The following is a 26,493-nucleotide window of genomic DNA, read 5'->3' as shown; positions in this document are numbered from 1 at the left end:
GCGAACAACTACGCCGTACGCATGCCTTTCCAAGCGTTGATCAGTCCATTCGTACTGGCATCATGGTTCAGTATGATGTCGTTGTTTTCCAGTTCCGGCAATATCTTGCTGGCTAATTGCTTACCAAGTTCCACACCCCATTGGTCGAAGCTGTAGATGTTCCAGATCACGCCCTGCACAAAGATCTTGTGTTCGTACAGCGCTATCAGCGAGCCCAGTGAGCGCGGTGTTATTTCCTTTACCAGGAAGGAGTTGGTGGGACGGTTGCCAGGGAAAATTTTCGATGGCAGGATCTTCGCAATTTCTGCTGCAGGGGCGCCGGACTTTTCCAGTTCTGCACGTACTTCTGCTTCTGTTTTGCCATTCATCAACGCTTCTGTTTGTGCAAAGAAGTTCGACAATAGTTTTACATGATGATCACCGATAGGGTTGTGGCTGATGGCAGGTGCGATGAAGTCGCACGGGATCAGGCGGGTACCTTGGTGGATAAGCTGATAGAACGCGTGCTGACCGTTGGTGCCTGGTTCTCCCCAAACGATAGGACCGGTTTCGTAACTAACGGTATGGCCTGTACGATCTGTGGACTTACCGTTGCTTTCCATATTACCTTGCTGGAAGTAAGCGGCAAAGCGGTGCATGTACTGGTCGTACGGCAAGATGGCTTCTGTGGCGCTGCCAAAGAAGTTGCCATACCACAGGCCGATCAGCGCCATGATAATGGGTATATTTTGTTCCGCAGGAGTGTCGGCAAAGTGCCTGTCTGCCGCATGGGCGCCATCGAGTAACTGGATGAAGTTGTCGAACCCGATGGTGAGTGCAATAGATAAGCCGATAGCAGACCACAGGGAATAGCGGCCGCCAACCCAATCCCAGAATTCAAACATATTTTTAGGATCGATACCAAAGGCGGTTACCGCTTTTTCGTTGGTAGATAAAGCGGCGAAATGTTTAGCCACAAATTTTTCATCTTCCGCGTGTTCCAGGAACCAGTTACGTGCAGTGTGTGCGTTGGTCATCGTTTCCTGCGTGGTAAACGTTTTGGAGGCGATGAGGAACAGGGTTTCGTCCGGTGTCACTTTTTTCAGTGTTTCCGCGATGTGTGTACCGTCTACGTTAGACACGAAATAGGTTTGTATGTTAGGCTTCCAGTAAGGTTTCAGGGCTTCTGTAACCATTACCGGGCCGAGGTCGGAACCACCGATACCAATATTCACGATATAACGTATAGGCTTGCCAGTGTATCCTTTCCATTCGCCGGAGTGGATCTGGCGGCAGATATGATCCATTTTGTTCAGCACTGCTTTTACATCGGGCATTACGTCGCGGCCATCGAGTAAAACAGGTTTATCGGAGGTGTTGCGTAAAGCGGTATGCAGCACGGCACGGTTTTCTGTAACGTTTATTTTTTCTGCACCAAACATTGCTTTGATCGCATCGGCTACGCCGCACTCTGCTGCCAGTCCTAATAACAGGCTGCGGGTATCTTCCGTAATAATATTCTTGGAATAATCGAAAAGGATGTCTTCAAATTTCAGGGAAAACTCGCTGAAGCGTTCTTTGTTTTCCATAAACAAGGCACGCATATGTACCTTCTTCATTTCTTCAGCATGTTTCTTTAAGGCGTCCCACGATTTGGTGGTTGTTGGATTGGTAGATGGAAACATAGTCGTGTATATATTAAATGCGCATCAAAAATAATCTTTTAGATTTATGATTTCTGTTTCCTGTAAAATTGCCAGGAAATTGTTATAGCGATCACGCCAATAGCAATAATGCAGGTATGGATGATGGAGTTCTCGTCCATTACATCAGCGGCCCTTCTTTTCAGCAGGATGCCATAGAAAGCCCACACAATAACAAGGGCATAGGTGATATTGTTGCGCAGCAGTACCATGCCTATACTCAGCAGGGTGCCCAGGCTGATCATGGCAATGGCCCACAGCACCTGGGCATGACGGTTGCCTTCCCATCCGGCGTATACCAGCAGCGCGGTGATATTGGCGATGGTGGCAACAGAGATCCACCCGAGGTAGATGCTGAAAGGAATATGAATGAAGATCTTCTCCGTCAGCGTAGCAGAAGCGATGCCTATACCAAAGTTGAGATGTATGATGATCAGCGAAATCAGGAGGATTACCATGATAGCCACGCTCACCGGTATGAGATGATAATGCCAGGCAAACAGCCAGCAGGCGTTGGCCACACAGGAAATGAGGAACCAGTCTTTCATACGCCGCATCACATATGCCAGCGTTGCCGGTTCTTTATTGGAAAAAGATAACCATAATTGATATATGATAAAAGCTGTTAAAGAAAGATAGATAACACTCCAGATAGAAAAGGTGATTCCTGCCGGTATAAACAGGTTAGGATATTCTTCCGAAATCTGCGCAGTGGTTCTACCATTGATGGGAAGCAGCACTGCCAGCGCGTTTGCAGCTATCATAATAATAAAACCTAGTGTGTTGAAGATGGACCGGTTCTTAAAGTGGAGGGTTTCGTGGCTCACCATAACAGATGGGTGCTTTTTATAATATTATTGACATGGTTACCATGTTACAACACAAAAATTATGCTAAAGTAAACAATCAAAACAAAGTTTGAAGGCCGTTAGTATATATCTCCATTTTTTCCATACTTTTGCCAGCTATGACAGCTGAGCAACTTAAAGCTATGAGGGACCGTTTATATGTCCTGGGAGGTTTTCTTTAACGTACCTGACCGATTAGCAAAAATAGAAAACGACAAACAATTAAGCCTGGCGCCTGGTTTCTGGGACGACAACGTAAGGGCCACTTCGATTCTGAAGGAAATAAAGGTGAACAAATATTGGGTAGACCTTTACGATCAGGTAAACGCTGCTATTGACGACAGCGCTGTACTGAACGATTTTTTCAAAGAAGGAGAAGCTACGGAAGAAGAGGTAGAACAGGCTTACAATGCTGCAGTAGCAGCGCTGGACGACCTGGAATTTAAATCTACCCTCAACCAGCCGGAAGATGAAATGCCCGCTGTATTAACCATTAACTCCGGTGCAGGCGGCACGGAAAGCCAGGATTGGGCCGAAATGCTGCTGCGTATGTACCGCATGTATGGTGAAAAGCAGGGATGGAAAGTATCAGAAATTGATACGCAGTATGGTGACGGCGCCGGTATCAAATCCGCTACGCTGGAATTTGATGGCGACTTTGCATATGGCCACCTGAAAGCGGAAAGCGGCGTACACCGCCTGGTTCGTATTTCACCTTTCGATTCCAATGCACGCAGACATACTTCTTTCGCCTCCGTATATGTTTATCCGTTAGTAGACAATACTATCGAGATTGCAGTAAACCCGGCAGACCTGGAATGGGAATTTTATCGTTCAGGCGGTAAGGGCGGACAGAACGTAAACAAGGTGGAAACAGCCGTACGTTTGAAACATATCCCATCCGGTATCATCATCGAATGTCAGCAGGCACGTACGCAGGGGGAGAACCGCGAAAAAGCGCTCACCATGCTGAAATCACGCCTGTATGAAGAAGAGATCCGCAAAAGGGAAGAACTGAAAAATGCAGCCAACGCCAACAAACGTAAAATCGAATGGGGATCACAAATCAGATCATACGTATTCCATCCGTATAAGATGATCAAAGACCACCGCACCGACTTTGAAGTAGGCAATGTAGGACCTGTAATGGACGGCGATCTGAACGGATTTGTGAAAGCATACCTGATGATGCAGAAGGAAGAGGACAATAATTAATAAGTATCGACTAATTATTAATAAGCGCGTAGGCGTTGTATCACTTAATTTTGCTGCGGAAACAATACTCGTAGTCATTTGTTTATTTGATTGTTTGTTTGCCTCCGGGTTTACAAATGATCAAATAAACAAATATAAAAATTAGGATACCATGAATACAGGATACTTTGAGTACGCAGCGCCTGCTAATGAGCCTGTGTTATCTTATGCACCCGGTTCTGCTGAGAGAATTGCATTAAAGAAACAATTAGCCGCCTTTAAAAGCGAAGTAGCAGATATACCTATGTATATCGGTGGTAAGGAAATCCGCACCGGAAACACCGTTGATCTGCGCCCACCACACGAAATCAAACACAAATTAGGTCACTTCCATATGGGCGACGCTTCTCATGTGAAATCCGCCATCGCAGCAGCGCTGGAGGCACGTGAAAAATGGGCCAATATGGACTGGGAACAACGCGCCGGCATCTTCCTGCGCGCTGCCGAACTCCTGGCCACCAAATACCGCTATCATATCAATGCCGCCACCATGCTGGGCCAGAGTAAGAATCCTTACCAGGCTGAAATTGACAGCGCATGTGAACTGATCGACTTTCTCCGCTACAACGTACACTTCCTGAGTGAAATTTACCGCCAGCAACCGGTTTGCGCTCCAGGCATCCATAACAGGGTAGAATACCGCCCGCTGGAAGGGTTTGTACTCGCCGTTACTCCTTTCAACTTCACCGCTATTGCCGGTAACCTGCCTGCTTCTGCCGCTATGTGCGGTAACGTAGTAGTATGGAAACCAGCCAATACACAGGTGTTTGCAGCACAGGTGATCATGAAGGTATTGATAGAAGCAGGGCTGCCCGGTGGCGTTATCAACCTTGTGTATGCTAATGGCCCCGTTGTAGGCGACGTTTGCTTCGCAGATCCTCACTTCGCAGGTATCCACTTCACCGGCTCTACCGGCGTATTCCAGACCATGTGGAAAACCATCGGCGAAAACATTCACAAATACAAAGCATACCCACGCATCGTTGGTGAAACAGGTGGTAAAGACTTCGTACTGATCCACAAATCAGCGGACGTTGATATTGCCGTTACCGCTCTCGCCCGCGGCGCTTTTGAATACCAGGGTCAGAAATGCTCTGCCGCTTCCCGCGCATACATACCAAACAATCTTGCTGACGATATAAAATCCAAACTGGTTGCGGAACTGAAAACCATGAAAATGGGAACCACAGAAGATTTCAGCAACTTCATCAACGCAGTGATCGATGAACGCTCTTTTGATAAGATCGCCCAATACATCGACAATGCGAAGAAAGATCCGGCCGTAAAAATCATTGCCGGCGGTAATTACAACAAAGGGGAAGGTTACTTTATTGAGCCAACCGTCATCGAAGCTACCGATCCGAAATACATCACCATGTGTGAGGAAATCTTCGGACCAGTATTAACGATCCACGTGTATGACGCAGAGAAATTTGAAGAAATCATGCAGGTGGTAGACAGTACTTCCGGGTACGCTTTAACCGGCGCAGTTATTGCACAGGACCGTTACGCAGTAGAACTGGCCACCCGCACACTCGTAAATAGTGCCGGTAACTTCTACATCAACGACAAACCAACCGGCGCAGTAGTAGGACAGCAGCCATTTGGCGGCGCCCGCGCTTCCGGAACCAACGATAAAGCCGGCTCCATGCTGAACCTCTATCGCTGGTTAAGCGCCAGAAGCATCAAAGAAACTTTTGTACCGGCTACCGATTACCGGTACCCGTTCCTGAAAGAAGCTTAGTAAATGTTCATGATTTATATGCAGGCGGTGGATTTATATCCATCGCCTTTTTTGTACCTTGCATCTTCATTCAGTATCCAGGAAATTATGCAGGCAGATATCTTACAAAAATACTTCTCAGAACACCATGAGCACTACCGCGTAGCAGACCTCGAACAATTACTGCTTGCCGACGGAACGCCGCAACCCGACGCCAGTATCGCTGCCGCCGGCGCTTTTGATGAGTATTTTAAGAAACAACTCCGTAAGAAAGGCACTAAAGCAGCCATCTTTTTTGGCGTGGGCCTCATTGCCCTTATCCGCGTTATTACCCTTACAAACCGCGAAGAAGGTAGCTTTATGCAGGTATCTTTATCCCTGGCGCTGGTAGCTTTTGCGCTGGTACTTGGGATCATATGGGGCATGCAGCTGTTTGCGCTTAAAGAAGAGATTTCTACGTTTAAGGATATGAGGAAATTGTAGTTTACTGCAACTTCTGCAACGCCGCCAGCGACTCTGTTACATGTTTCTCTCCATCGCGCAGCGAATTAAATTCATGCACAATCACGCCATTCTTATCTACAATATAAGTTACCCGGCCCGGTATCACAAAGGTTTTAGGCACGCCAAATAATTTGCGCACTTCATTTTTCGGATCACTGAGCAAAGTGAAGGGAAGGTTATGATGCGTGGCAAAACTGCGGTGCGAAGCCACGTTATCCGCACTGATACCAATTACCATTGCGCCGTATTTCTGGAAGTCCTGGTACGAATCACGGAAAGAACAGGCTTCTTTTGTACATACACTGGTTTCGTCTTTTGGATAGAAGTAAATGACCAATGGTTGTTTACCGAGTACTGTATTGATATCAAAAGTTTTCCCGTTCTGATCCTGTAAGGAGAAGGCCGGAATTTTATCTCCTGTTTTCAGTTGTCCCTGGGATTTACATCCCCATAATTGCAGAAAGGCGGTCATAGCGAAAATGATCTTTAAAAGTTTCATACCCCGATTATTGATACTACTAAAGTACGAAGAGAAGGGCAGCAACCTGTCATATTTTTATCTGTAGCATTTAATCATTATTTTTGGCCCCTAAAACGTTGTGTTTTGAAAACCATACTAAACGGCAGGCAAATGGCTATTACAATAGACAGGCTTTGTCATCAGTTGATAGAAAATAACTTACAGTTTGAGCAAACCGTGCTGATTGGATTACAGCCCCGGGGAATTTATTTATCCGGCAGAATTCATCAGACCTTGCTGAAATTGCTACCAGGAGCGCGTATCGACTACGGTAAGCTGGATATTACTTTTTACCGGGACGATTTTAACCAGAGTAAAACCCTGCATGTACCCAACGAAACGAGTATTGATTTTTCCATAGAAAATAAAAAGGTAGTGTTGATAGATGATGTATTGTATACCGGCCGTACAATCCGTTCGGCGCTGGATGCGATGCTGGATTTTGGCCGCCCTGCGGCTGTAGAGCTGCTCACGCTGATCGATCGCCGCTTCAGCAGGCAGCTGCCTATTCAGCCGGACTATACCGGACGTACCATTGATGCCCTCATTTCCCAGAAAGTAAGGGTGTTGTGGAACGAAAGAGATGGTAAAGACGAAGTAGTTTTGATTGACTAATATGAATCCGGATTTCAGAATTCAGATTTCACCCTTTATATTTGCACATTAATGTCACTTTCTGTAAAACACTTACTCGGAATTCGCGATCTGCAGCGCCAGGATATAGAGCTTATTTTTCAAACAGCCGACCAGTTTAAGGAGGTTTTACAAAGACCTATTAAAAAGGTGCCTACGCTACGCGATACAACAATTGTAAATTTATTTTTTGAGAACTCTACCCGCACACGCATCTCTTTTGAGTTAGCGGAAAAGCGCCTGGGTGCAGATACGGTTAACTTTTCTGCCTCCGGATCTTCCGTATCCAAAGGAGAAACGCTGATAGATACGGTGAACAACATCCTGTCCATGAAAGTGGATATGGTGGTGATGCGCCACTCTGCCAGCGGTGCGCCGCATTTCCTGGCCAGGCACATCAACGTGCCCATCCTCAATGCAGGCGACGGCATCAATGAACATCCCACCCAGGCATTGCTCGATGCCTTCTCCATCCGGGAAAGGCTCGGTAGCGTGGAAGGCAGGAAGGTGGCCATTTGTGGCGATATCATGCACTCCAGGGTTGCCCTCTCCAATATCTACTGCCTCAAAAAACTGGGCGCAGAAGTAACGGTGGTCGGCCCGCCCACACTGATTCCGAAATACATGGCCGCCGCACTTGGCGTAAATGTGAGCTACAATATCCGCGAAGCCCTGCAATGGTGCGATGTAGCGAATGTGCTGCGTATTCAGCTGGAAAGACAAAACACCCCGCTGTTTTCTTCTCTCCGCGAATACTCCCTCGCATACGGTGTAAACCGCGAGTTGCTCGATAGTCTGAATAAAGAAATTGTGATCATGCACCCCGGACCCATTAACCGCGGTGTGGAAATAAATTCTGATGTGGCGGATTCCGGTCAGTCCATCATCCTCGACCAGGTGGAAAACGGTGTGGCTATACGTATGGCGGCATTGTACCTCCTCGCAGGAAAGAAAACAGAGTAGTAAAAATATTCCCTGTTGGCTTCTGATTATCAGAAGCCAACAGTCAACCCCAGTGTATATGATCTGAAAAACGGATATACGTTCCCGTTATAACCTCCCGCCTGTTCCGGATCATAATATTTAATCTTCATTTTAGTGGTTTCCCACAAATCCTGCCCGGAGAAATAAATACGCAGGTTAGTAATCCATATTTTCTTCAGCCAGCTGGCAGGTAAGGTATAGCCTAACTGCAGGTTTTTCAGCCGGATATAGGCGCCGTTCATCACCCAGTGGGAGGAAGGGGCGGTATTCTGCTGGTCGTTGAGATACAGCCGTGGAAATAACGCATGAGGGTTTTCCGGCGTCCAGTAGTCCTGGTTGATATCCCAGGGCTGCTGCCAGTTGCTGGTAAAAGGAAGATTATAGCGCGGATCGGGCATCACCTTGCGGTGAGCCACCCCCTGGAAGAAAACAGAGAAGTCGAACCCTTTCCAGGCAAAACCCGCGTCGATACCGTAGGAGAGTTGCGGATCGGTGCTGCCCAGGTATACCAGGTCGGCATTGTCTATTTTGTTGTCGCCGTTGATGTCCTTGTAGCGAAGATCGCCCGGACCGGTGTTTTCATGCTGAAAGGCGTGCGCGCTCACTTCAGCAGCCGACTGGAAGTAGCCATCAGACTCGTAGCCAAACAGGGAGGAGTAAGGATACCCGGCAATGCCCTGGTTCCAGCCTGCCTGTGGCGCCACATTATCATTCCTTAGTACTTTATTCCGGCTGTTAAAGAGGTTCCCGTTGATATACCAGGTAAAGGGGCCCTGGTCGTCCCGCCAGCCTATATTTATTTCCCAGCCCCAGGTTTTCATTTCACCACGGTGAAAATCCAGCGGCCAGGCGCCGTCTGTGGAGGCGGTGAGTACCGGGATCTGCATGTCCCGGTTATGTTTGATAAAGTAATCTGCTGCGATAGTCAGCCTGCCCCTGAATAAGGTAGCATCCCAGCCGTAGTTGTTGGTAGAAATGTTTTCCCATCCCTGTGCCTGGATGATGGGGTTCTTATATACAAAGGGCAGAAAACGCGGAAGGGTATTAAAGCTGAAAGTTTGTAACCGTTCATCATTGGGGATACTGTTCCAGCTGTTGATATTCCCCAATCTGCCCCATGACCACCTCAGTTTGAACTCATTGAAAAAAGGCAACGCGCGGTTAAACCATGTTTCGTTATTCAGGCGCCAGCCGGCGGAGAACGACGGGAATGCCTGCCACTGTTCGCCGCCGATAAAGGAAGTACTGTACTGTGATAAGCGCGATGCGATGAGGTTTGCTTCCAGCAGGTAGCGGTTGTCGTAGTTATAGCTCATCTTACCAAATATCGACAGTAAAGAACCGCTGGCGGCCAGTAGCTGCGTGTATTCGGGCGCGTTATTAAAGTGATTGGAATTGACTTCAGCCTGAGTGATATTGTAAGATGCTGCTGTGTTCTGCGTGGTGTTATATGTTTCCTGTGTGGCGCCGCCGAGCAGGTGGATATTATGTTTATCTTCTTTTATATCGTAATCGGCCAGCAGCTGGAGATTGCCGCCTTTTGCCTCCAGCTTGCTCTTCTGCAGCATATTATGCGGCTGTATCAGCATGGCGGTATCCACACGGTTCCATAGGGCAATGGTGTTGCGGCCCAGGTTGTCCTGCAGGGTGTGTTTTTGCGGGCTGTAAATAAGCCGGAGGGTGAGTCCTTTTGCGAGGCTGTCGGCCCGCAACGTAAATACTGCGTCGATATAATTATTCTTTTCATCACGTTCGCCGCCATCTTCTAAAACAGCGTATCCCGACGCGCCGCCATAGGCGTAGTTGCTGGTGTTGGGTACATACACCGGCACATTCCCTGGTCCGCGGAAAATGCCTGCCAGCAAGCCGTTAGGGCCTTCTACCGGCTGGGAAGGGGAGAAGGTATTGGTTTGCGCATACGACAGCCGTGTTTCCAGGCTGAAGTGTTTACTGAAGCGGTTGTTCATGTTCACCCGGGCATTCACGCGGTGGGTACGGTCCGGGCCAACGGCAAATAGTCCCTGTCGGCCGAAATAGCCCAGTGATGCGGAGAACTGGTTGGCGCTGTCGCCGCCTTTTACCGACAGGTTATAGTTTTCGATACCGGTTCTGCTTTTGGTAAGCACCGGTAAAGGATTGTAGTTGTAATAGTATTTGTAGTAGTCAGGATTTTGATAGTCGATCGCATAATGGTTCCCTTTCTTCATCAAATCTATTTCCAGGGGGTCCCAGGGGGCGGTTTGACCGGCATTTTCGGCGGCCGTATTCTGCATGGCGGCCGATTGCCAGGAGGGTAGCCGGTTTGGCAACCGGATAGGGGTTTCAAATCCGCCGAGGGTATTGAAATCCACTTTCAGCTTGCCGGGTTTCCCGGTGCGGGTGGTAACCAGCACTACGCCGCCTGCGCCGCGGGCGCCATAAATAGAGGCGGCAGCCGCATCTTTCAGGATGGATACCGATTCTATATCGTCGGGGTTGAGTACGGCGAGGGAGCCGGGTACGCCGTCGATGATCACGGGGGTATTGCTGCCGGAGGAAGAACCCACGCCGCGTACCTGTATGTTAAATCCTTCGCGGCCAGGCTGACCGTTACTGCGCGTTACCACCAGCCCGGTGGCAGTGCCCTGTAAAGCCGCCATGACGTTGGCCACCGGACGACTTCTAAGCCGTACGCCGTCTACCTGCGCAATGGCGCCGGTGATGTTGGCGCGTTTCTGCAGGCCATAACCCAGTACCACCAGCTCGTTGAGCTTGCGCAGATCGGGTTGCAGCAATACTGATATATTCCTTCTGTCTCTCACGGCAATCTCTTTGGTTTCAAAGCCAATCAGGGATACCTGGAGGATGGCCTGCCCGCTGGCCAGGTCTACTTTGAAGCTGCCATTTTCCGTAGTGGCGGTACCGTTAGTAGTGCCTTTTTCCCGGATAGATACGCCGCTTAAAGGCTGCATACCATCTGAAACGGAGCCGGTAATGATCCACTTATTAGTATCGGAATTGTTATTACGGGGAGGTGTCAGATCAGCCGCAGTGGCGTTGAGCGGGATAACGATGATTTGTCCGTCTTTTATCTCTACTTTATATTTTGCAGGAGGAAATATCTTGGGCAGTACTTCCCGGAGGGGGCTGTTGTGAACGTGTAAGCTAACGCCCTGGCGGGTTTCCAGTTCTCCGGAAGAAATAGCAAAGGTATACTTTGTTTGTTTTTCTATTTCCCGGATCACGGTTTTCAGGCTGGCATTTGTAAACTGAAGGGAAATCTTTTTGGGAGGGGCATTAGGATTCTGCGCCATAGCTACAGCATTGGCTAATACCAGGATAACAACGAAAATAAAATCAGGCACGCATCCAAACCTGGAATTGGAGATACGCGCCTGTAGCAATAATTGCTGCATAAATAAAAGGTCAGGCGCGCATTAGTAGATGTCTACCAGGTCGTTTTTATGCGAAATGTTAATTTGAAGGGTTTTTCTCATAATGTCCAGTACCTCATCCAGCGACATGTTGGGGAAGGTAGCCAGCAGTTTTTTATCAGCCAGTTGCTGATTGCTGATGTTGATCTGTACATTATAAAAATCTTCGAGGGCATCCGCCACTTCTGTGAGCGGGGTATCGTCGAACGTTAAGGTCCGGGTTTTCCAGGCCAGAATATTGTTGTTCTTTTTATGGATACGGGTATCTATTTCGCGGGCATTATGTTTCAGAGAAGCTTCCACACCGGGGGTAAGGATTACCTTTTTCTCTGTGCCTTTGTAGGCGGCGCTTACTTTTCCAGACTGCACGAATACTTTAACGCCACTATTGGCGGCTTTTACGTTGAAGGCCGTACCCAGTACCTGTACTTCTACTTCGGGGGCATTTACAATGAAGGGGAGGGCATCGTTTTTGGTAACATCAAAAAAGGCTTCTCCTTTATCTATTTTAATCTGTCTGTTATCTTTTCCAAATCCGCGGGCGTAGCGTACCTGTGTATGAGCGTTGAGGTACAGCATAGAACCGTCGGGCAGGCGCAAACTATCCTGTTGCCGGGCGGTGGCGTAGGTTTTATACCCGCCGGGCCCCAGCCAGGTCCAGGTGCCGGCAATGAGCAGCACAGCGGCGGCGGCCCACCAGTACCTGTGGTTCATCCTGATTACGCGGGTATTTTTCTTTTGTGCAGGAAGCGCAGCAGCTACTACAGGAACCTTATCCAGCATGGTATCCAGTGCCTGCCATTGTCCCTGGGTGTCGAAAGCAGAGGCAGCAGGGAGCGGATCGCCGTGCCACATGCCTTTCATATCCAGGAAGATGTCCAGGTTACCAGCATCCTGTTGAATCCATTCGTTGAGCTGCATTTTGTGCTGCTCATTGTCCGGATCTTCCAGGTAACGGATCACTATATCTATGTCTGTTTGATTATTCATGGCTTCTTATTAGTAATACAACCAGAGAACGTTATACCATTAAGCGATAATAAAAAAAATTTCGGGCGCATTCTACGACTTATTAATAAGGTCTACCCGCAATCGTTTTAAAGCAGTGGTCAAATGGGCGTATACTGTATTGATAGAGATATTCAGTTGTTCGGCGATTTCGGCTGGCGACAAGCCTTTCAGGCGGCTCATTTCAAAAACACGGCGGCATTGTTCCGGTAATTTCTCCAGGGCAGAGCGGTATTTGGCTTCCAGCTCCTTGTGTTCCAGCAGGGAATGATTGTTTTCTGACGGGCTGGCGGTTTGCATTTGCTCCTTTGCGTATACTTCTTTCCGTTGTTCTTTTTTTATGCGGTTTAAACAGGTGTTAACAGTAGCTCTTGCGAGATAATGATTAATAGGGGCTCTTTCATCCAGGTTTTCCGCACCTTTCCACAAGTTGAGGAAAACATCCTGTACCATATCATTCGCGTCGTCTTCATCTTTTACATACCGGACCGCTATATTATACATAGAAGGGGCGAACTGTTTAAAAACAGCTTCGAATACATCTTTGTTTCTGCTCCGGATGCCTTTTACTATTTCGTCGTTACTCAATTGCAACATGCTTTTGATCTTTTGTCTTGTTTCCGTAGTGCGAAGATAATTTTTAAAATTACTAATTACGAAAGCAGCCAGTATACTGTCTCATAATTCTTTTTTTCACTTTAACATTTCTTTGACTAATGGTAAGTGAATTGTCGGATGTATTGTTAATATACGGTAGCCAACGATGAGGGCATATAACAAAAACCATGCACATTCATCCGGGCCGGGGATATTCATCATAAATATTAACCATACAAAAAATTGATGCCATGAAAAAATCAATTGTAGGAACGCTCGCTTTAGCAACAATGGTAATCGGAATGTCTGCTTTTAAAAGTGCTGATGTAACCGCAGTAAAATCTGTAGACAGCACTGCTGCAATGGTAGATTCAATTGCAACAGATTCCCTTGTTAGCCTCGATTCAGTAAAGGTTTTCAGTGTTGATTCATTACAGCGCCTGGATTCTTTAAAAGGATTTGATTCCTTAATGACAGTAGATTCCTTAATGGGAATCGATTCTCTCCAGAAAGTAGATTCCCTGAGCGGAATTGACTCATTGCAGAGAATGGACTCCTTACAGGTAGATTCCCTGAGTGGAATGGATTCCTTGCAGGTAGATTCTTTAACCGGAATCGACTCATTACAGAAGGTAGACTCTTTACAAGGTAAAGATTCCCTGAAAGTACTGGCTGTAGAAGGTGGTTCTATCACTGGTAAAATCACGCCTGCCGACAGTGCTACCGAAGTAGAAGCAGACAATGGCACAGATAAGCTGAAAGGCGCTATCTCCCAGGGTGCATTCACCATCCCGGCTGCAAAAGCAGGTGCTTATACTATCACTATTCTCGGTAAAAGCCCTTACAAAAATGCCGTAATCAAAGATGTAAAAGTTGAAGACGGTAAAGCTACCGATCTGGGCGAAATCAAATTAGAACAATAGTCTTTAATAATGAAATAGCAACCAACAACACAAAATCAGTCCATGATGGAAAACCCATTTTGGTTTGATGCAGGGGGGCCTCTTACGGTCCCTCTTTTTTTTTGCGCGCGCGGATGTTGTCTTTCTCAGGATTACGCTGATTATACTGATTTTACTTTTGATTTTTGGAGCATTGATTGGGTTAGCTGCAGGTGGGTGCTTATTTTTTCTGGGAGATGACAAACGCGGCCTCTATTAACCGGTATAACGCTGTAAAGCAGGACAGCACTTTCATTCGCTCACTCAGGGTGCTATCCCAGTTACTTCCCGGATGCTTCTGCAATACTTCGGACTTGGGTATCTCATGGACTATCCATGCACTATCAATACTGTTCCAATGCACTCCTCATGCACTATTGATGCACTGTTAATGCACTCCCCATGCACTATCTCTCCCTGGAAACCAGAAAAATAATAGTTTTGGGCAAACTTTTAATCACACATGCGCACCATCATTCTGCTCACTATCTCTAATACCTTCATGACTTTCGCCTGGTACGGCCACCTCAAACACCAGGATGTTGCCCTCTGGAAAGTGATCCTCATCAGCTGGGGTATTGCCTTCTTTGAATACTGCTTTATGGTGCCTGCCAACCGCTACGGCGCCCAGGAGGGTTTTAGCGGCTTCCAGCTCAAAACTATCCAGGAAGTGATCACCCTCACCGTTTTCAGCATTTTTGCAGTCACTTTCCTCAAAGAACCCCTGAGATGGAATTACCTGGTTTCGTTTTTTTTCCTCATCGGCGCGGTATATTTTATGTTTAAAAAGTAGTGCGGTAATAAAGCAGTAAAGTCTATATACTTTAGAATCAATTCATATTATACAAAAAAAGATGTAAGACAAGATCAAATTAAAAAAAAATCTGTATTATCTTTAGGGATCAACTTTCAACCAAAAACCAAATCATTGAGGGAAGAAGCTAATATACAGCTACTGGTGGAACGGGTGGCATCTTTAGGGGATGAACAGGCTTATAAAGCATTGTTCAGGTTGTTTTACAAACCGCTGAGTCAGTTTGCCTTTTCCATTGTGAAGTCCTGGGAGTCTGCGGAAGAAATTGCGTCAGATGTGTTTATGAATGTCTGGAAGCAGCGGGAACGCCTGCTCCAGGTAGAGAATCTCCGGGTATACCTCTATGTATCTACAAAAAATATAGCCCTTAACTACTTAAATAAGGAAGCCCGTACCCAGCATTTCAGTCTCGATGAAGTAACGGTAGACATTAGCGTTAGCTACGCTACGCCGGAGCAGATCTTCATTTCCGGGGAAATGGTGAAAAGGATAGAAGCCGCCGTAAATGCACTCCCACCCAAAAGGAAGATGATTTTTAAACTGATCCGCGAAGATGGTCTTAAATATAAAGAGGTAGCCCAGATCCTCGATATTTCTGTGAACACCATCGATGTTCACATGGCCCAGGCACTCAAAAAAATCAGCGAGGTAATTAACCTCTCCTTCATTAAAACAAAATAATTTAAATTTTTTTTCAGACGGAGTAGTAGATTCCTGCAATTTACTTGTCCTTCTATATAATCATGCTTTTGTATCATACACATGGAACAGGAAAGAATATGGCTTTTGATGGGAAGGAAAGTATCGGGCGAGGCCACGATGGAGGAGTTGCGTGAACTGGAAGCATCATTGCAGAAAGATCCGGATCTGAGATATAAATTATCCGTATTAAGCAACTGGCCCCAGCCGGCCGGTAATACAGAATGGGAAACCAGAACGGAACGTGCGCTGGATAAACACCTGGAAAGAATGCAACAGGAGTTTCCACAGGAAGAATTGCCCGTTAAAAGAGTAAGAAGGAACTTCCGCAAATGGGTGGCTGTTCTTTCCATACTGGTAGTGGTACTGGGAGGCTATTGTATTTATCTCTTATCAGTAAAGTATCCGCAAAAAGCCGGAAAAGCAGCGGTGGCGGCCATTTATACCCGCGATGGCTCCCGCTCCCGGGCACAATTGCCCGATGGAACGGAAGTATGGCTCAATGGCGGCAGCCGTTTAACCTATGATCCTGACATGAACAACCTGGGCAGCCGGGAAGTTACTTTGGAAGGAGAGGCGTTTTTTGATGTAGCGAAGAATGCAGCCAAACCTTTTTCTATCCATACTTCCAAAATGGAGATCAAAGTATTGGGCACCTCCTTTAATGTAAGAGCATACACAGGAGATCATACTACAGAGGCTACGCTCATCACCGGCGCAGTAGAAGTAACACTGTACGACGGCGTGGAAAGGAATGTGAAACTGGCGCCTAATCAAAAGATCATCTTAGAACATACACCAGCAGATAAACTGACCCAACCCAACCTCGTAGCAGGCTACAAGGTAGAAAATATTCGCAGTAACACGCAGGACAGCATGGTGGCGGAAACCGCCTGGTGCGACAACTACCTCGTGTTCGACAACGACAACTTTGAAAATATTGCGCTGAAAATGGAACGCTGGTATGGTATTAAAATCCATCTCAACGGTAGCAAATTAAAAGACTACCATTTCACCGCCACTTTTAAAAATGAATCGTTTTCAGAAGTACTGGAAGCGCTGAAGGTTACAACATCATTTCATTGCAGGATAGTAAGCAATGAAGTATTTATTACCCAGTAAAGGGGGAAAGTCAACAGAAAATCGATACCTCTCAGATAAAAAAAAGGGCAAATGCTGCAAACATTTACCCCTTTTGTTGAGATCAAACGGCAGTCAGCTTCACTTGGCAATGTAGTCCTGTCGTAGTTTTATGACCTTTTACAACCTAAATGTATGGAAAAAAAACATACATTATGTAATCCTTTTGCGTCTAAAAACATAGGGAAAAGTTGTACTGATAATGAAACTGGTGTCCTTTATTATTCTTATTACCTGTTTGCAAATAACGGGGAATGTCTTCGGTCAACAGGATCGTCGCATTTCCATCAAAGCAGATTCATTGCCATTGACACGGCTGCTGAAGATGATCGAAAAGAAAAGCGGTTACCGTTTTGTTTATCGCAACGATCTTATTCCGGCAGGTAAAAAAGTGTCGGTGAATGAAACCAATGCTTTGACTGAAGATATTTTAAAGAAGATACTGAAAAACACCGGCCTCACGTTTAAGCAGCTTTCTGCCACCCTCGTGGCAATAGCGCCTGAAAACAAAGAGATCAGGAATATCCGTATCAGCGGAACAGTAACAGATGTTTTCGGACATCCGTTGCCAGGTGTGAGTTTGCGTATTGCAGGGCTCAATAAGGGAACTACTACAGATGAGAATGGAGCATTCCATATGGAAGCGCCTTCCTCAGCAACGTTGATCTGTTCTTTCATCGGTTATGAAGAACAGCGGGTGACGGTTAACAACACCACCCCTCTCAACATCATGCTGAAAGACGATTCCAAAGGATTGAACGAAGTGGTGGTAGTGGCTTATGGCGTGCAAACAAAAAGTTCTTTGACAGGTTCAGCTACTATGGTAAGTACTTCATTGTATGATAAAGCACCCCGTAGCAGCTTCCAGGAAAGCTTACAAGGCAATGTACCCGGCTTACAATCTACCAATGGTTCCGGCCAGCCCGGTTCCATACCCAGTATTCACATACGTGGTATAGGTTCTATTACCGCAGGCAGCTCGCCACTTTACGTGGTAGATGGCACACCTGTGGTAACAGACAACCTCACCGATTATAATGTTAATTCCCTCGCAGGAATTAACAGCGCAGATATCGCTTCAATCTCTGTTTTAAAAGATGCTGCTTCTGCGTCGATCTATGGCTCCCGCGCTGCCAACGGCGTAATATTGATTACGACGAAATCCGGCAGCCAGGGCAGAACAAAGATCAGCGCAGCGATACAACGAGGCAGCAACCAGCTCACCATCCCGCAGGCCAACTATCCGCTCAATACCAAAGAGATGATGGAACTCCTCCGCGAAGGATGGGCGCACAAAGCAGATGGCACAGGAGAAGCCGGTTTTCAACGGGAACTCCGCGCACGTGGCGTGGATACCACCGTTAATACCAACTGGATCGATGTGCTAACGCGCCACGGAAGCTATACACAGGCTAATCTATCTGCCGCAGGCGGAAGTAATAAAACAAAATTTTATGTTTCCGGCGGCTTATATGATTCTAAATCAGCCCTGAAAGGAGTGGACTATAAACGTATGACGGGTAAGCTCAACCTGAGCAACCAGGCCACCAACCGCTTATCGTTCGACGTTAACCTGTCGTTATCCTACCAGCGCGCAAACGCAGTAGGAGATGTAGGACTAATGGCCAACCCGGTACGCTCACTCGTCCGCTTACAACCGTGGCTGAAAGTGTATAATGCAGATGGCAGCTACGATTTCAGCTACAACAACACCTTTAACCCGGTGGCCGTACTGAACGGCGATACCCGCACAGGTACCATCTATGGCCTGCTCGGAGGCGCCGGCGCCAAATACGCATTCACTGATTTTCTTTCCTTTGAAACGAAAATCAGCCTCGACCTCAACTACGCCCGCAGCAATTCATTTTTTGCACCGGGATTCGGGGACGGAAGAAATACCAATGGCTGGGTATCGGTGAACAACAGCCTGTGGAACAACTGGGTATCTACCAATATCCTGCGGTTCAACAGGAGATGGGGCTACCACGGGATCAACACTTTTGTAGGATATGAAGCGCAAAAAACAACCAACAGCGGCAACGCATCGGCAGCCTCCAACCTGCTGCCGGATCTGCAACTGCTGGCCGACGCCTCCAAACCGGAAAGTGTATCCTCTGTATCCAGTGCCAATTCACTAACAGGATTATTCCTGAATAACAGTTACGACTACAAGCAGAAATATTACCTGACAGCCTCCATCCGGAGAGACGCCTCTTCGAGATTTGGCCGCCAGAAAAGAAGTGCCGCATTCTGGTCCATCGGAACCGCGTGGAATATCTACCGGGAACCATTTCTCCAGAATGTAAACGTCATTAACGAATTAAAGATAAGAGCGAGCTACGGCAGCAACGGAAACCAGGCTATTGATAACTATGCTTCATTGTCGCTGTATAGTCCGGCAAATGATTATGACGGGAAACCGGGGTATGTGCTCACGCAATACCCCAATCCCTTTCTTACATGGGAACAGAACAGGCCATTTAATATAGGGTTCGATTTTGCCCTGCTCAAAAACAGGTTGTCCGGTACGGTGGAATACTATAACAGAACCACGTCGCGGTTACTGCTTAATGTACCGGTATCTTCTGCAAATGGTATTACCACTGTTTTTAGAAATAACGGAGAGATGAAAAACAGCGGCTGGGAAATATCTCTTTCCTCCCGCAATATCATCGCAAAAAATGAAAGTGAATTCTCATGGCGTACAGATGCCAACATCTCAACGCTGAACAATAAAATTACCCGGCTGGATAATCCGATTACCAACGTCCCATACAAAAGAGAAGTGGGGACAGATTTCTACCAGTTTTTCCTGGTAGGATTTGCAGGGGCTGATCCGCAAACTGGTGAAGCGCTGTGGTATAAAGATGCGTCTAAAACCACTACCACCAATTCTTACGGCGAAGCGCAACGGTTTAACCAGGGAAGCGCCCTGCCAAAATTTTATGGCGGCGTTACCAACTACTTCAGCTACAAAGGATTTGATCTGAGCTTCCAGTTCTTTTATAACTGGGGAAATAAAGTATACGACAACTGGGGCACATTCACTGAATCAGACGGCAGCGGCGGATTCGGCGGCGGCGCAAAAATGTCGCGCCTTATCTACGAAAACCGCTGGCAGAAACCAGGTGATATCACCAACGTACCAAAGGTGGTATTCGGTGGCACACAATCAGGGTTAAGCAACCAAAGCTCGTCCAGGTTCCTGTACGATGGTAGTTTCATCCGGCTGAGGGATGTGATGCTGGCTTACAACCTGCAACAAAACTGGTTAAGGAAAGCCAACATCAACGAAGTGAAAATATATGTACGCGGCAATAACTTATGGACGTATGTAAAAGACAAGTATCTCACAATGGACCCGGAAGTACCGGTAACAGGGGATTACGACCAGCGTCCGCCGGTATTTAAAACCTTCCTGATAGGATTGGATGTAAACTTTTAAGGTATTCATGCAAAAGAAATATACATACGGCGTACTGATATTACTGGCTGGCTTACTCGGCGCCTGCAGCAAGGATTTCCTTGATCAGAAGCCGGATCAGTCAACAGAAACCGGCCGCGCTATTACCGATCTGCCCGGACTGCGGGCAGCCATTAACGGGGTGTATTCGCTGATGCAGAATGAAAATTATTATGGACGTACCATGCCGCTGTTGCCGGATCTCCGGTCCGACAATGGTTTTATCAGCGTCATCAACAGCAACCGGTATCGTAACCAGGATCAGTACATCGTTACTGCTAACGATCAGTATACCACCGATTCGTGGAACCAGTTATACGCCGTAGTAGCCAATGCCAATATGGTAATTATGAAAGGACCTTACATTTCCCTGTTACCATCGGCGGCCGACAGCACAGAGGCAAAACAGATTGTGGCAGAAGCATACGCATTGCGGGCGCAGGTGTTCTTTGATATAGCGCGCATGTTTGCGCAACCGTATAATTATACGCCCGGCGCCACTCACATGGGAATTCCTATTGTGACCATCACTAACGTGGATTCGGTACAGTCGCCCTCACGCAGCAGTATAAAAGATACCTATGCGCAAATCATCCGCGACCTTACTACGGCAATCAGCAGGTTTGAAGAAAGCAAAAGCACCGATTTTTCTTCCGGACGTATTAATGTGTATTCCGCCAAAGCATTGTTGTCGAGGATCCTGTTGTATAAGGAAGACTGGCAGGGCGCCGCCACTTATGCGAATGCGGTGATCCAGTCCAATAAATACGCATTGCTGCCCAACGAAAAACTGGTGAGCGATTTTAAGATCACCAATAACAATGAAACAGTTTTTGAAATCATCAATACCCCGGTAGATAACCGGAACACAGATGGTTTAAGTTATATGTTCAGCCAGGATGGATATGGGGATGTACTCGCAACAAATAACATCTACAATATCTACCAGGCAACAGATGTAAGAAGGGACTTTCTGCTGAAAGGTAAACGCTCCGGCAACGGCGGCGAAGATCCGGCTAACATCATTACCAAATACAAGGATGTGAGCACGTTTACAGAAAGTATTAAAGTGATGCGGCTGGCGGAATTATACCTGATCCGTGCAGAAGCAGCAGCACACCTTGGAAGCACCGCGGAAGCACAGGCTGACCTGGAACTGGTGGCACAACGCGCCGATCATAATGCCCCGCCGGTAACGGTTACCGGACCGGCCCTCCTGGACGCAATCCTGCTGGAAAGAAGAAAGGAACTGGCCTTTGAAGGGCACCGGCTGTTTGACTTAATCAGAACAAAACGTTCATTCACCAAATTCCTGGCGAGTGACAAAACGATACCCGTAGTGTGGCCTAATACGAAAGTAATATTGCCCATACCACAAAGAGAACTGGATGCTAACCCCAACATACGCAACCAGCAGAACGAAGGTTACAATTAAATCTAAACCGCCTTTGTTAATAATTGGTTTTTGCTTACGAGCTGGTTGGATTTTTGCTTATGAAGAAATAAAGTCCCGGTGGTTCTCACCGGGACTTTTCTATTATCCTATGTTCTGCTACGCTCATCATATTTATCTTCCTGTCCCACTATTTAATTATTACTTTTGACCATCTGTAAATTCACGTACCATCAAATGTTTATAAAACGATCTACCGCACTGGTTATAATTTTATTGGCAGCATTGGGTTTACCCGCATTGGCACAGCCTTCACCTGTATGGAACGCAGCCGACATAAAACTGCAATTAAAAAAGTTAGATACGCTCGGGAGCGTATTGTACATTGCCGCCCATCCTGACGACGAAAACACCCGTTTGCTTGGTTACCTGGCAAAGGAAAAACTGTATCGCACCGGCTACCTGTCGCTCACCCGCGGTGATGGCGGGCAAAACCTCGTAGGCAATGAGCAGTCAGAGTTACTGGGCCTGATCCGTACGCAGGAATTGCTGGCAGCGCGCCGCATCGATGGAGCAGAACAATTCTTTACCCGCGCGCAGGACTTCGGCTTCTCCAAAAATCCGCAGGAAACATTTACCATCTGGAACCGGGAACAGATCCTGGGAGATGTAGTATATATGATCCGTAAATTTCAACCGGATGTGATCATCTGCCGCTTCCCGGCCGACAGTCGCGCCGGACACGGACATCATACCGCTTCGGCCATGCTGGCGGAAGAAGCCTATAGCGCCGCCGCCGATCCAAAACGCTTTCCGGAACAGTTAAAACTGGTAAAACCCTGGCAGGCCAAACGCATCCTCTGGAATACCTTCAGCTTCGGCAATGTAAACACTACCTCCGACGACCAGTTTAAAATAGATGTAGGCGCTTACAACCCGTTGCTTGGAAAAGGCTTCGGGGAAATAGCCGCTGAAAGCCGCTCCCAGCACAAGAGCCAGGGATTTGGCGTACCTGCATCCCGTGGCACCTCGCAGGAATACTTCCTGACCATTAAAGGTAACACACCCAAAAAGAGCTTACTCGACGATATCAATACCAGCTGGACAAGGATTTCCGGCGGCGCTAAAGTAGGCGCCCTGGTAAACGCCGCACTGGCGGCTTACAACATGGAAGATCCTGCGGCCTCCGTACCGGCCCTGCTGGAAATACGCAGCGCTATCCAGGCTTTACCCGAAGGATACTGGCGCAATCTCAAACTGAAAGAAACCGAGCAGCTGATCTACGCCTGTGCAGGCTTATGGGCAGAAGCATACAGCACATCGCCCACCGTAGTGCCCGGAACCAATATGGAAGCTACCGTGCAGCTGATCAACAGGGGCCCGGTAAAAATAACGCTGGATAAAATCGATCTGCCCGGCAACACCACCGCAGGAGATCCGCAACCACTGGCCTTCAATAAATTTACCAGCATCTCTAAAACACTGCAGGTACCCGCCGGCACACCGGAGTCGCAGCCCTATTGGCTGGCAGACGCGCACCCGGTAGGCACCTACATCATCAATGATCCGCTGTTGGTAGGCAACCCGGAGAATATTCCTGCGTTGCAGGCGCAAATCCATCTTACTATCGGCGGACAGCCATTTACCATTGCGCGCCCCTTACAATATAAATACACCGACCCTGTAAAAGGAGAGCTGTACCAGCCGCTGGTGATAGCGCCGCCAGTGGTGGCCGATCTCAGCAACCAGGTATATATATTTACAGATACCAAAGCGCAGTCGGTACCGGTGAAGCTCCGCGCTATGTCCGATAACACACAGGGAACTGTGCGGCTGCAATTACCCGCCGGCTTTGCCGATGGCAACAGCCAGCCCTTTAGCCTAAAACAGAAAGGGGATGAGGTGGAACTCCGGTTTGATATTAAGCCGGTTAAAGGAGTAGTGGAAAATCATGCAGATACTTTTACTGTTGTAATGACCTGTAACGGTAAAGAATATACGCAAAGCCTGCAGCAGATCCGCTATGATCATATTCCGGTGATCACCCTGTTCCCACCGGCGCAGGCCAGGCTGGTATCTGTTAACCTCAAACATAACGGCAACCGCCTCGGATATATCCCCGGCGCCGGCGATATGGTAGCGGCGTCGCTCCGCCAGGTAGGATACGATGTAACCGAGCTGGGCGAAAAAGATATTATGAATGGTAACCTCCGGCAATACGACGCCATTATCACAGGGGTGCGCGCTTATAACGTAAACGCACGTATGAAATACTGGCAGCCAAAGCTGATGGAATATGTAAATAACGGCGGCAAACTGGTGATCCAGTACAACGTGAATGGTTCGCTGGTAACCGGCAACCTGGGACCGTATCCGTTCAGCCTGTCGCGCGACAGGGTAACAGATGAAAATGCTACTGTAACATTCAACAACCCGAAAGACCCGGTGCTGCATTATCCAAACGAAATTACCGCCGCTGATTTTAACGGATGGGTACAGGAAAGAGGATTATATTACACGGCTAATGCCGACAAAGCATATGATAAGCCTTTCAGCATGAACGACAAAGGGGAAGGGCCACTGGATGGATCCACCCTCGTTGCTCACTATGGAAAAGGATGCTACGTGTATACCGGCTTATCATTTTTCAGGCAGCTGCCTGCCGGCGTACCCGGCGCCTATCGTTTATTTGTAAACCTGATTTCTGTAAAATAGGGATGAAAGAAAATGAGTAAGAAGCATCAACAAAATCGTCCCAGGCTAAAGATCGCCGCCGGCTTTTGTATTATCCTCGGCCTGCTGATCGGATTTACCATCAAGCGTGTGCAGGTGGGATTGATCATTGGTATTGCACTGGGACTGTTGACCAGCAGTATGTGGACTAAAAGCAATTCAAACGATTAAACTATGGCAGCAGATAACCTGCAGGAAGAAAAACCGCCGTTGTTTCCATCATGGGCGTGGTGGTATGTACTGGTAATAGCATGGTTGCTGTTACTGGTAGTACTCTTCTACTTATTCACCAAAACGTTTTCATGAGTCCTTTAGATTGGATGGTACTGATTGGTACCCTCACTGTAATCATATTTTATGGTGTCTGGAAAAGCCGTGGCCAGCGAAACATGGAAAGTTATTTCCTGGATAACCAGTCTATGCCCTGGTATATCATTCTGCTGTCGATCATTGGTACCCAGGCCAGCGCCATTACCTTTATATCAGCGCCCGGCCAGGCATATACGGATGGGATGCGCTTTGTACAATATTACTTCGGTTTGCCCCTGGCAATGGTAGTGCTTTGTATTACGTTTGTTCCCATCTTCCATAAACTGAAAGTATATACGGCTTATGAATTCCTGGAGCAACGGTTTGATCTGAAAACGCGTACCCTCGCTTCCTCATTATTCCTGATCCAACGCGGTTTATCAACAGGTATCAGTATCTGCGCACCTTCTATCATCTTGTCTTCCCTGCTGGGCTGGAACCTGTACTGGACAAATATGATCATGGGCGGATTGCTGATTATTTATACCGTGGCGGGCGGTACACGCGCAGTGGCTTACACACAAACGTTCCAGCTGGCTATCATCTTTGGTGGTATGTTCCTCGCAGGCTGGATGGTAGTTCACCTGTTACCGGCCGACATTGGTTTGAAACAGGCGTTGCAGGTGTCCGGTAAAATGGATAAGCTGAATGTGATTGTTACGAAATTCGACTGGCAGGATAAATATAACATCTGGAGCGGGGTGATAGGAGGGTTCTTCCTGGCGCTGTCGTACTTTGGTACGGATCAGTCGCAGGTAGGCCGGTACCTTACAGCGAAATCGATAAAAGAAAGCCGTATGGGTCTGCTGATGAATGGCCTGGTGAAGGTGCCCATGCAATTCCTGATCCTGCTGATAGGCGCCCTGGTGTTCGTTTTTTACCTGTATTTCCGTGCTCCCATTTTCTTTAATGAGGCACAGCTGGCAAAGGTACATAAAACCGAACAGGGGCCGGCGCTGCTGAAGCTGGAAGATCAGTACAATGAACTGGGTTCGTTGAAACAGCAGCAGGTAAAGCAACTGGCCGCTGCGTTGGAAACAGACAACCATACACAGATTGCATCTGCTAAGAAAGCGTTGCAGCAAACGGATGATGCATCGCAGGTGGTAAGAACTGAAGCATTGTCGCTTATCAAAGCATCTGACCCTACTGCAGATACCAATGATACCAATTATATATTCCTTCATTTTGTGGTGAACAGTTTGCCAAAAGGGCTGGTAGGACTACTGATTGCCATCATTTTCCTGGCCGCCTGGGGCAGTATTGCTGCGGCGCTGAATTCGCTGGCGTCCACCACGGTGATAGATGTGTACAAAAGATTGTATAACGAGCAGGCATCGGAAGCGCATTATCTCAAAATATCCAAACTGTGGACATTGATCTGGGGGGTATTCTGTATCCTGGTAGCGCAGTTTGCCGGCAGCCTGGGTAGTTTAATAGAAGTGGTGAATGTATTGGGTTCCTGGTTTTACGGGGTGATCCTGGGCATTTTCATGGTGGCTTTTTACCTGAAGCGGGTAGGCGGCACCGCTACTTTCTGGGCGGCTATTATCGGGGAAATAGTGGTGTTGGTGATTTACTGGACCGGTACAGTGTCTTTCCTCTGGCTTAATGCGATTGGGTGTCTGCTGGTAGTATTGCTGGGTTGGATCTTCCAGTATTTTGTAAATACGCGGAGGTTGTCTGACTCAGGATTAAACTGATTATACTGATTTAGTGATTTTACTTTTTTGATTTTATAAAAGATTAATAAGAGATTCGGGGAGATATAAGCGAAAATATCCGCTTATATCTCCCCAAATCATTTTAAATCAAAAGTGATCAAATCCCTAAAT

General features: G+C 47.3%; 21 protein-coding genes. 15 read left to right on the top strand and 6 right to left on the bottom strand.

The window, feature by feature from the left end; translation table 11 throughout:
* Positions 1 to 8: 8 nt before the first annotated feature.
* Positions 9 to 1,664, bottom strand: coding sequence for a glucose-6-phosphate isomerase (pgi, locus tag ACMXI2_RS12875; protein ID WP_483781969.1), 1,656 nt, complete (start codon positions 1,662 to 1,664; stop codon positions 9 to 11).
* 44 nt (positions 1,665 to 1,708) lie between these two features.
* A complete protein-coding gene (locus ACMXI2_RS12870) occupies positions 1,709 to 2,512 on the bottom strand; it encodes a hypothetical protein (protein ID WP_483781968.1) in 804 nt (267 codons plus the stop codon).
* 137 nt (positions 2,513 to 2,649) lie between these two features.
* Here ACMXI2_RS12870 and prfB point away from each other — a divergent pair.
* The 3 genes from prfB to ACMXI2_RS12855 all read left to right on the top strand — a co-directional run bounded on the left by prfB (position 2,650) and on the right by ACMXI2_RS12855 (position 5,990).
* Positions 2,650 to 3,745, top strand: a protein-coding gene (prfB, locus tag ACMXI2_RS12865) for a peptide chain release factor 2 (protein WP_143313671.1) whose coding sequence is annotated in 2 segments (ribosomal slippage) — positions 2,650 to 2,709 and positions 2,711 to 3,745 — 1,095 coding nt in all. Because the reading frame shifts where the segments join, the coding sequence is not laid out codon by codon here.
* A gap of 151 nt (positions 3,746 to 3,896) precedes the next feature.
* Positions 3,897 to 5,528, top strand: coding sequence for an L-glutamate gamma-semialdehyde dehydrogenase (pruA, locus tag ACMXI2_RS12860; protein ID WP_483781967.1), 1,632 nt, complete (start codon positions 3,897 to 3,899; stop codon positions 5,526 to 5,528).
* Positions 5,529 to 5,531: 3 nt separating this feature from the next.
* Positions 5,532 to 5,990, top strand: a complete 459-nt coding sequence (locus tag ACMXI2_RS12855; protein ID WP_483781966.1) for a hypothetical protein — start codon at positions 5,532 to 5,534, stop codon at positions 5,988 to 5,990.
* A gap of 1 nt (position 5,991) precedes the next feature.
* Here ACMXI2_RS12855 and ACMXI2_RS12850 read toward each other — a convergent pair whose 3' ends face one another.
* The gene (locus tag ACMXI2_RS12850; RefSeq protein ID WP_483781965.1) at positions 5,992 to 6,510 is read right to left on the bottom strand and encodes a peroxiredoxin; all 519 of its coding nucleotides are present in this window, start codon (positions 6,508 to 6,510) and stop codon (positions 5,992 to 5,994) included.
* Between the two features lie 105 nt (positions 6,511 to 6,615).
* On the opposite strand from ACMXI2_RS12850, the gene pyrR reads away from it, so the two are divergent.
* A complete protein-coding gene (pyrR, locus tag ACMXI2_RS12845) occupies positions 6,616 to 7,146 on the top strand; it encodes a bifunctional pyr operon transcriptional regulator/uracil phosphoribosyltransferase PyrR (protein WP_483781964.1) in 531 nt (176 codons plus the stop codon).
* 51 nt (positions 7,147 to 7,197) lie between these two features.
* Positions 7,198 to 8,127 (top strand): aspartate carbamoyltransferase catalytic subunit, encoded by a 930-nt coding sequence (locus ACMXI2_RS12840; RefSeq protein WP_483781963.1) that lies wholly within the window; start codon positions 7,198 to 7,200, stop codon positions 8,125 to 8,127.
* A 29-nt stretch (positions 8,128 to 8,156) separates the two neighbouring features.
* Here the strand turns inward: ACMXI2_RS12840 and ACMXI2_RS12835 are convergent, their stop codons facing one another.
* The 3 genes from ACMXI2_RS12835 to ACMXI2_RS12825 all read right to left on the bottom strand — a co-directional run bounded on the left by ACMXI2_RS12835 (position 8,157) and on the right by ACMXI2_RS12825 (position 13,166).
* Complete coding sequence (locus tag ACMXI2_RS12835) at positions 8,157 to 11,543, bottom strand: SusC/RagA family TonB-linked outer membrane protein (protein WP_483781962.1); 3,387 nt, start codon at positions 11,541 to 11,543, stop codon at positions 8,157 to 8,159.
* A gap of 21 nt (positions 11,544 to 11,564) precedes the next feature.
* Complete coding sequence (locus ACMXI2_RS12830) at positions 11,565 to 12,551, bottom strand: FecR family protein (RefSeq protein ID WP_483781961.1); 987 nt, start codon at positions 12,549 to 12,551, stop codon at positions 11,565 to 11,567.
* 72 nt (positions 12,552 to 12,623) lie between these two features.
* Positions 12,624 to 13,166, bottom strand: a complete 543-nt coding sequence (locus ACMXI2_RS12825; RefSeq protein WP_079471963.1) for an RNA polymerase sigma-70 factor — start codon at positions 13,164 to 13,166, stop codon at positions 12,624 to 12,626.
* A 251-nt stretch (positions 13,167 to 13,417) separates the two neighbouring features.
* On the opposite strand from ACMXI2_RS12825, the gene ACMXI2_RS12820 reads away from it, so the two are divergent.
* The 10 genes from ACMXI2_RS12820 (at position 13,418) to ACMXI2_RS12775 (ending at position 26,361) form a co-directional block, all read left to right on the top strand.
* A complete protein-coding gene (locus ACMXI2_RS12820) occupies positions 13,418 to 14,089 on the top strand; it encodes a peptidase associated/transthyretin-like domain-containing protein (RefSeq protein WP_133256188.1) in 672 nt (223 codons plus the stop codon).
* A gap of 481 nt (positions 14,090 to 14,570) precedes the next feature.
* On the top strand, positions 14,571 to 14,900 hold the full coding sequence (locus ACMXI2_RS12815) for a DMT family protein (protein WP_106531455.1): 330 nt from the start codon (positions 14,571 to 14,573) through the stop codon (positions 14,898 to 14,900).
* Positions 14,901 to 15,035: 135 nt separating this feature from the next.
* Positions 15,036 to 15,602 (top strand): RNA polymerase sigma-70 factor, encoded by a 567-nt coding sequence (locus ACMXI2_RS12810; protein WP_483781960.1) that lies wholly within the window; start codon positions 15,036 to 15,038, stop codon positions 15,600 to 15,602.
* 108 nt (positions 15,603 to 15,710) lie between these two features.
* A complete protein-coding gene (locus ACMXI2_RS12805; protein ID WP_483781959.1) occupies positions 15,711 to 16,742 on the top strand; it encodes a FecR family protein in 1,032 nt (343 codons plus the stop codon).
* 220 nt (positions 16,743 to 16,962) lie between these two features.
* Positions 16,963 to 20,205, top strand: coding sequence for a SusC/RagA family TonB-linked outer membrane protein (locus tag ACMXI2_RS12800; RefSeq protein ID WP_483781958.1), 3,243 nt, complete (start codon positions 16,963 to 16,965; stop codon positions 20,203 to 20,205).
* Positions 20,206 to 20,212: 7 nt separating this feature from the next.
* Positions 20,213 to 21,658 (top strand): RagB/SusD family nutrient uptake outer membrane protein, encoded by a 1,446-nt coding sequence (locus ACMXI2_RS12795; RefSeq protein WP_483781957.1) that lies wholly within the window; start codon positions 20,213 to 20,215, stop codon positions 21,656 to 21,658.
* 195 nt (positions 21,659 to 21,853) lie between these two features.
* Positions 21,854 to 24,331: a PIG-L family deacetylase gene (locus ACMXI2_RS12790; protein WP_483781956.1), complete on the top strand. Its 2,478-nt coding sequence runs from the start codon at positions 21,854 to 21,856 to the stop codon at positions 24,329 to 24,331.
* A gap of 12 nt (positions 24,332 to 24,343) precedes the next feature.
* The gene (locus tag ACMXI2_RS12785; protein WP_159454401.1) at positions 24,344 to 24,520 is read left to right on the top strand and encodes a hypothetical protein; all 177 of its coding nucleotides are present in this window, start codon (positions 24,344 to 24,346) and stop codon (positions 24,518 to 24,520) included.
* A 3-nt stretch (positions 24,521 to 24,523) separates the two neighbouring features.
* A complete protein-coding gene (locus ACMXI2_RS12780) occupies positions 24,524 to 24,655 on the top strand; it encodes a hypothetical protein (protein WP_483781955.1) in 132 nt (43 codons plus the stop codon).
* A complete protein-coding gene (locus tag ACMXI2_RS12775; RefSeq protein WP_483781954.1) occupies positions 24,652 to 26,361 on the top strand; it encodes a sodium:solute symporter family protein in 1,710 nt (569 codons plus the stop codon). Before ACMXI2_RS12780 ends, ACMXI2_RS12775 begins: the two co-directional genes overlap by 4 nt.
* Positions 26,362 to 26,493: the final 132 nt, after the last annotated feature.

This window comes from Chitinophaga sp. G7 BAM 1005 (genome assembly GCF_057126945.1).
Note: the sequence above shows the minus strand (reverse complement) of the source record. Positions and strands in the feature narration are given on the sequence as shown.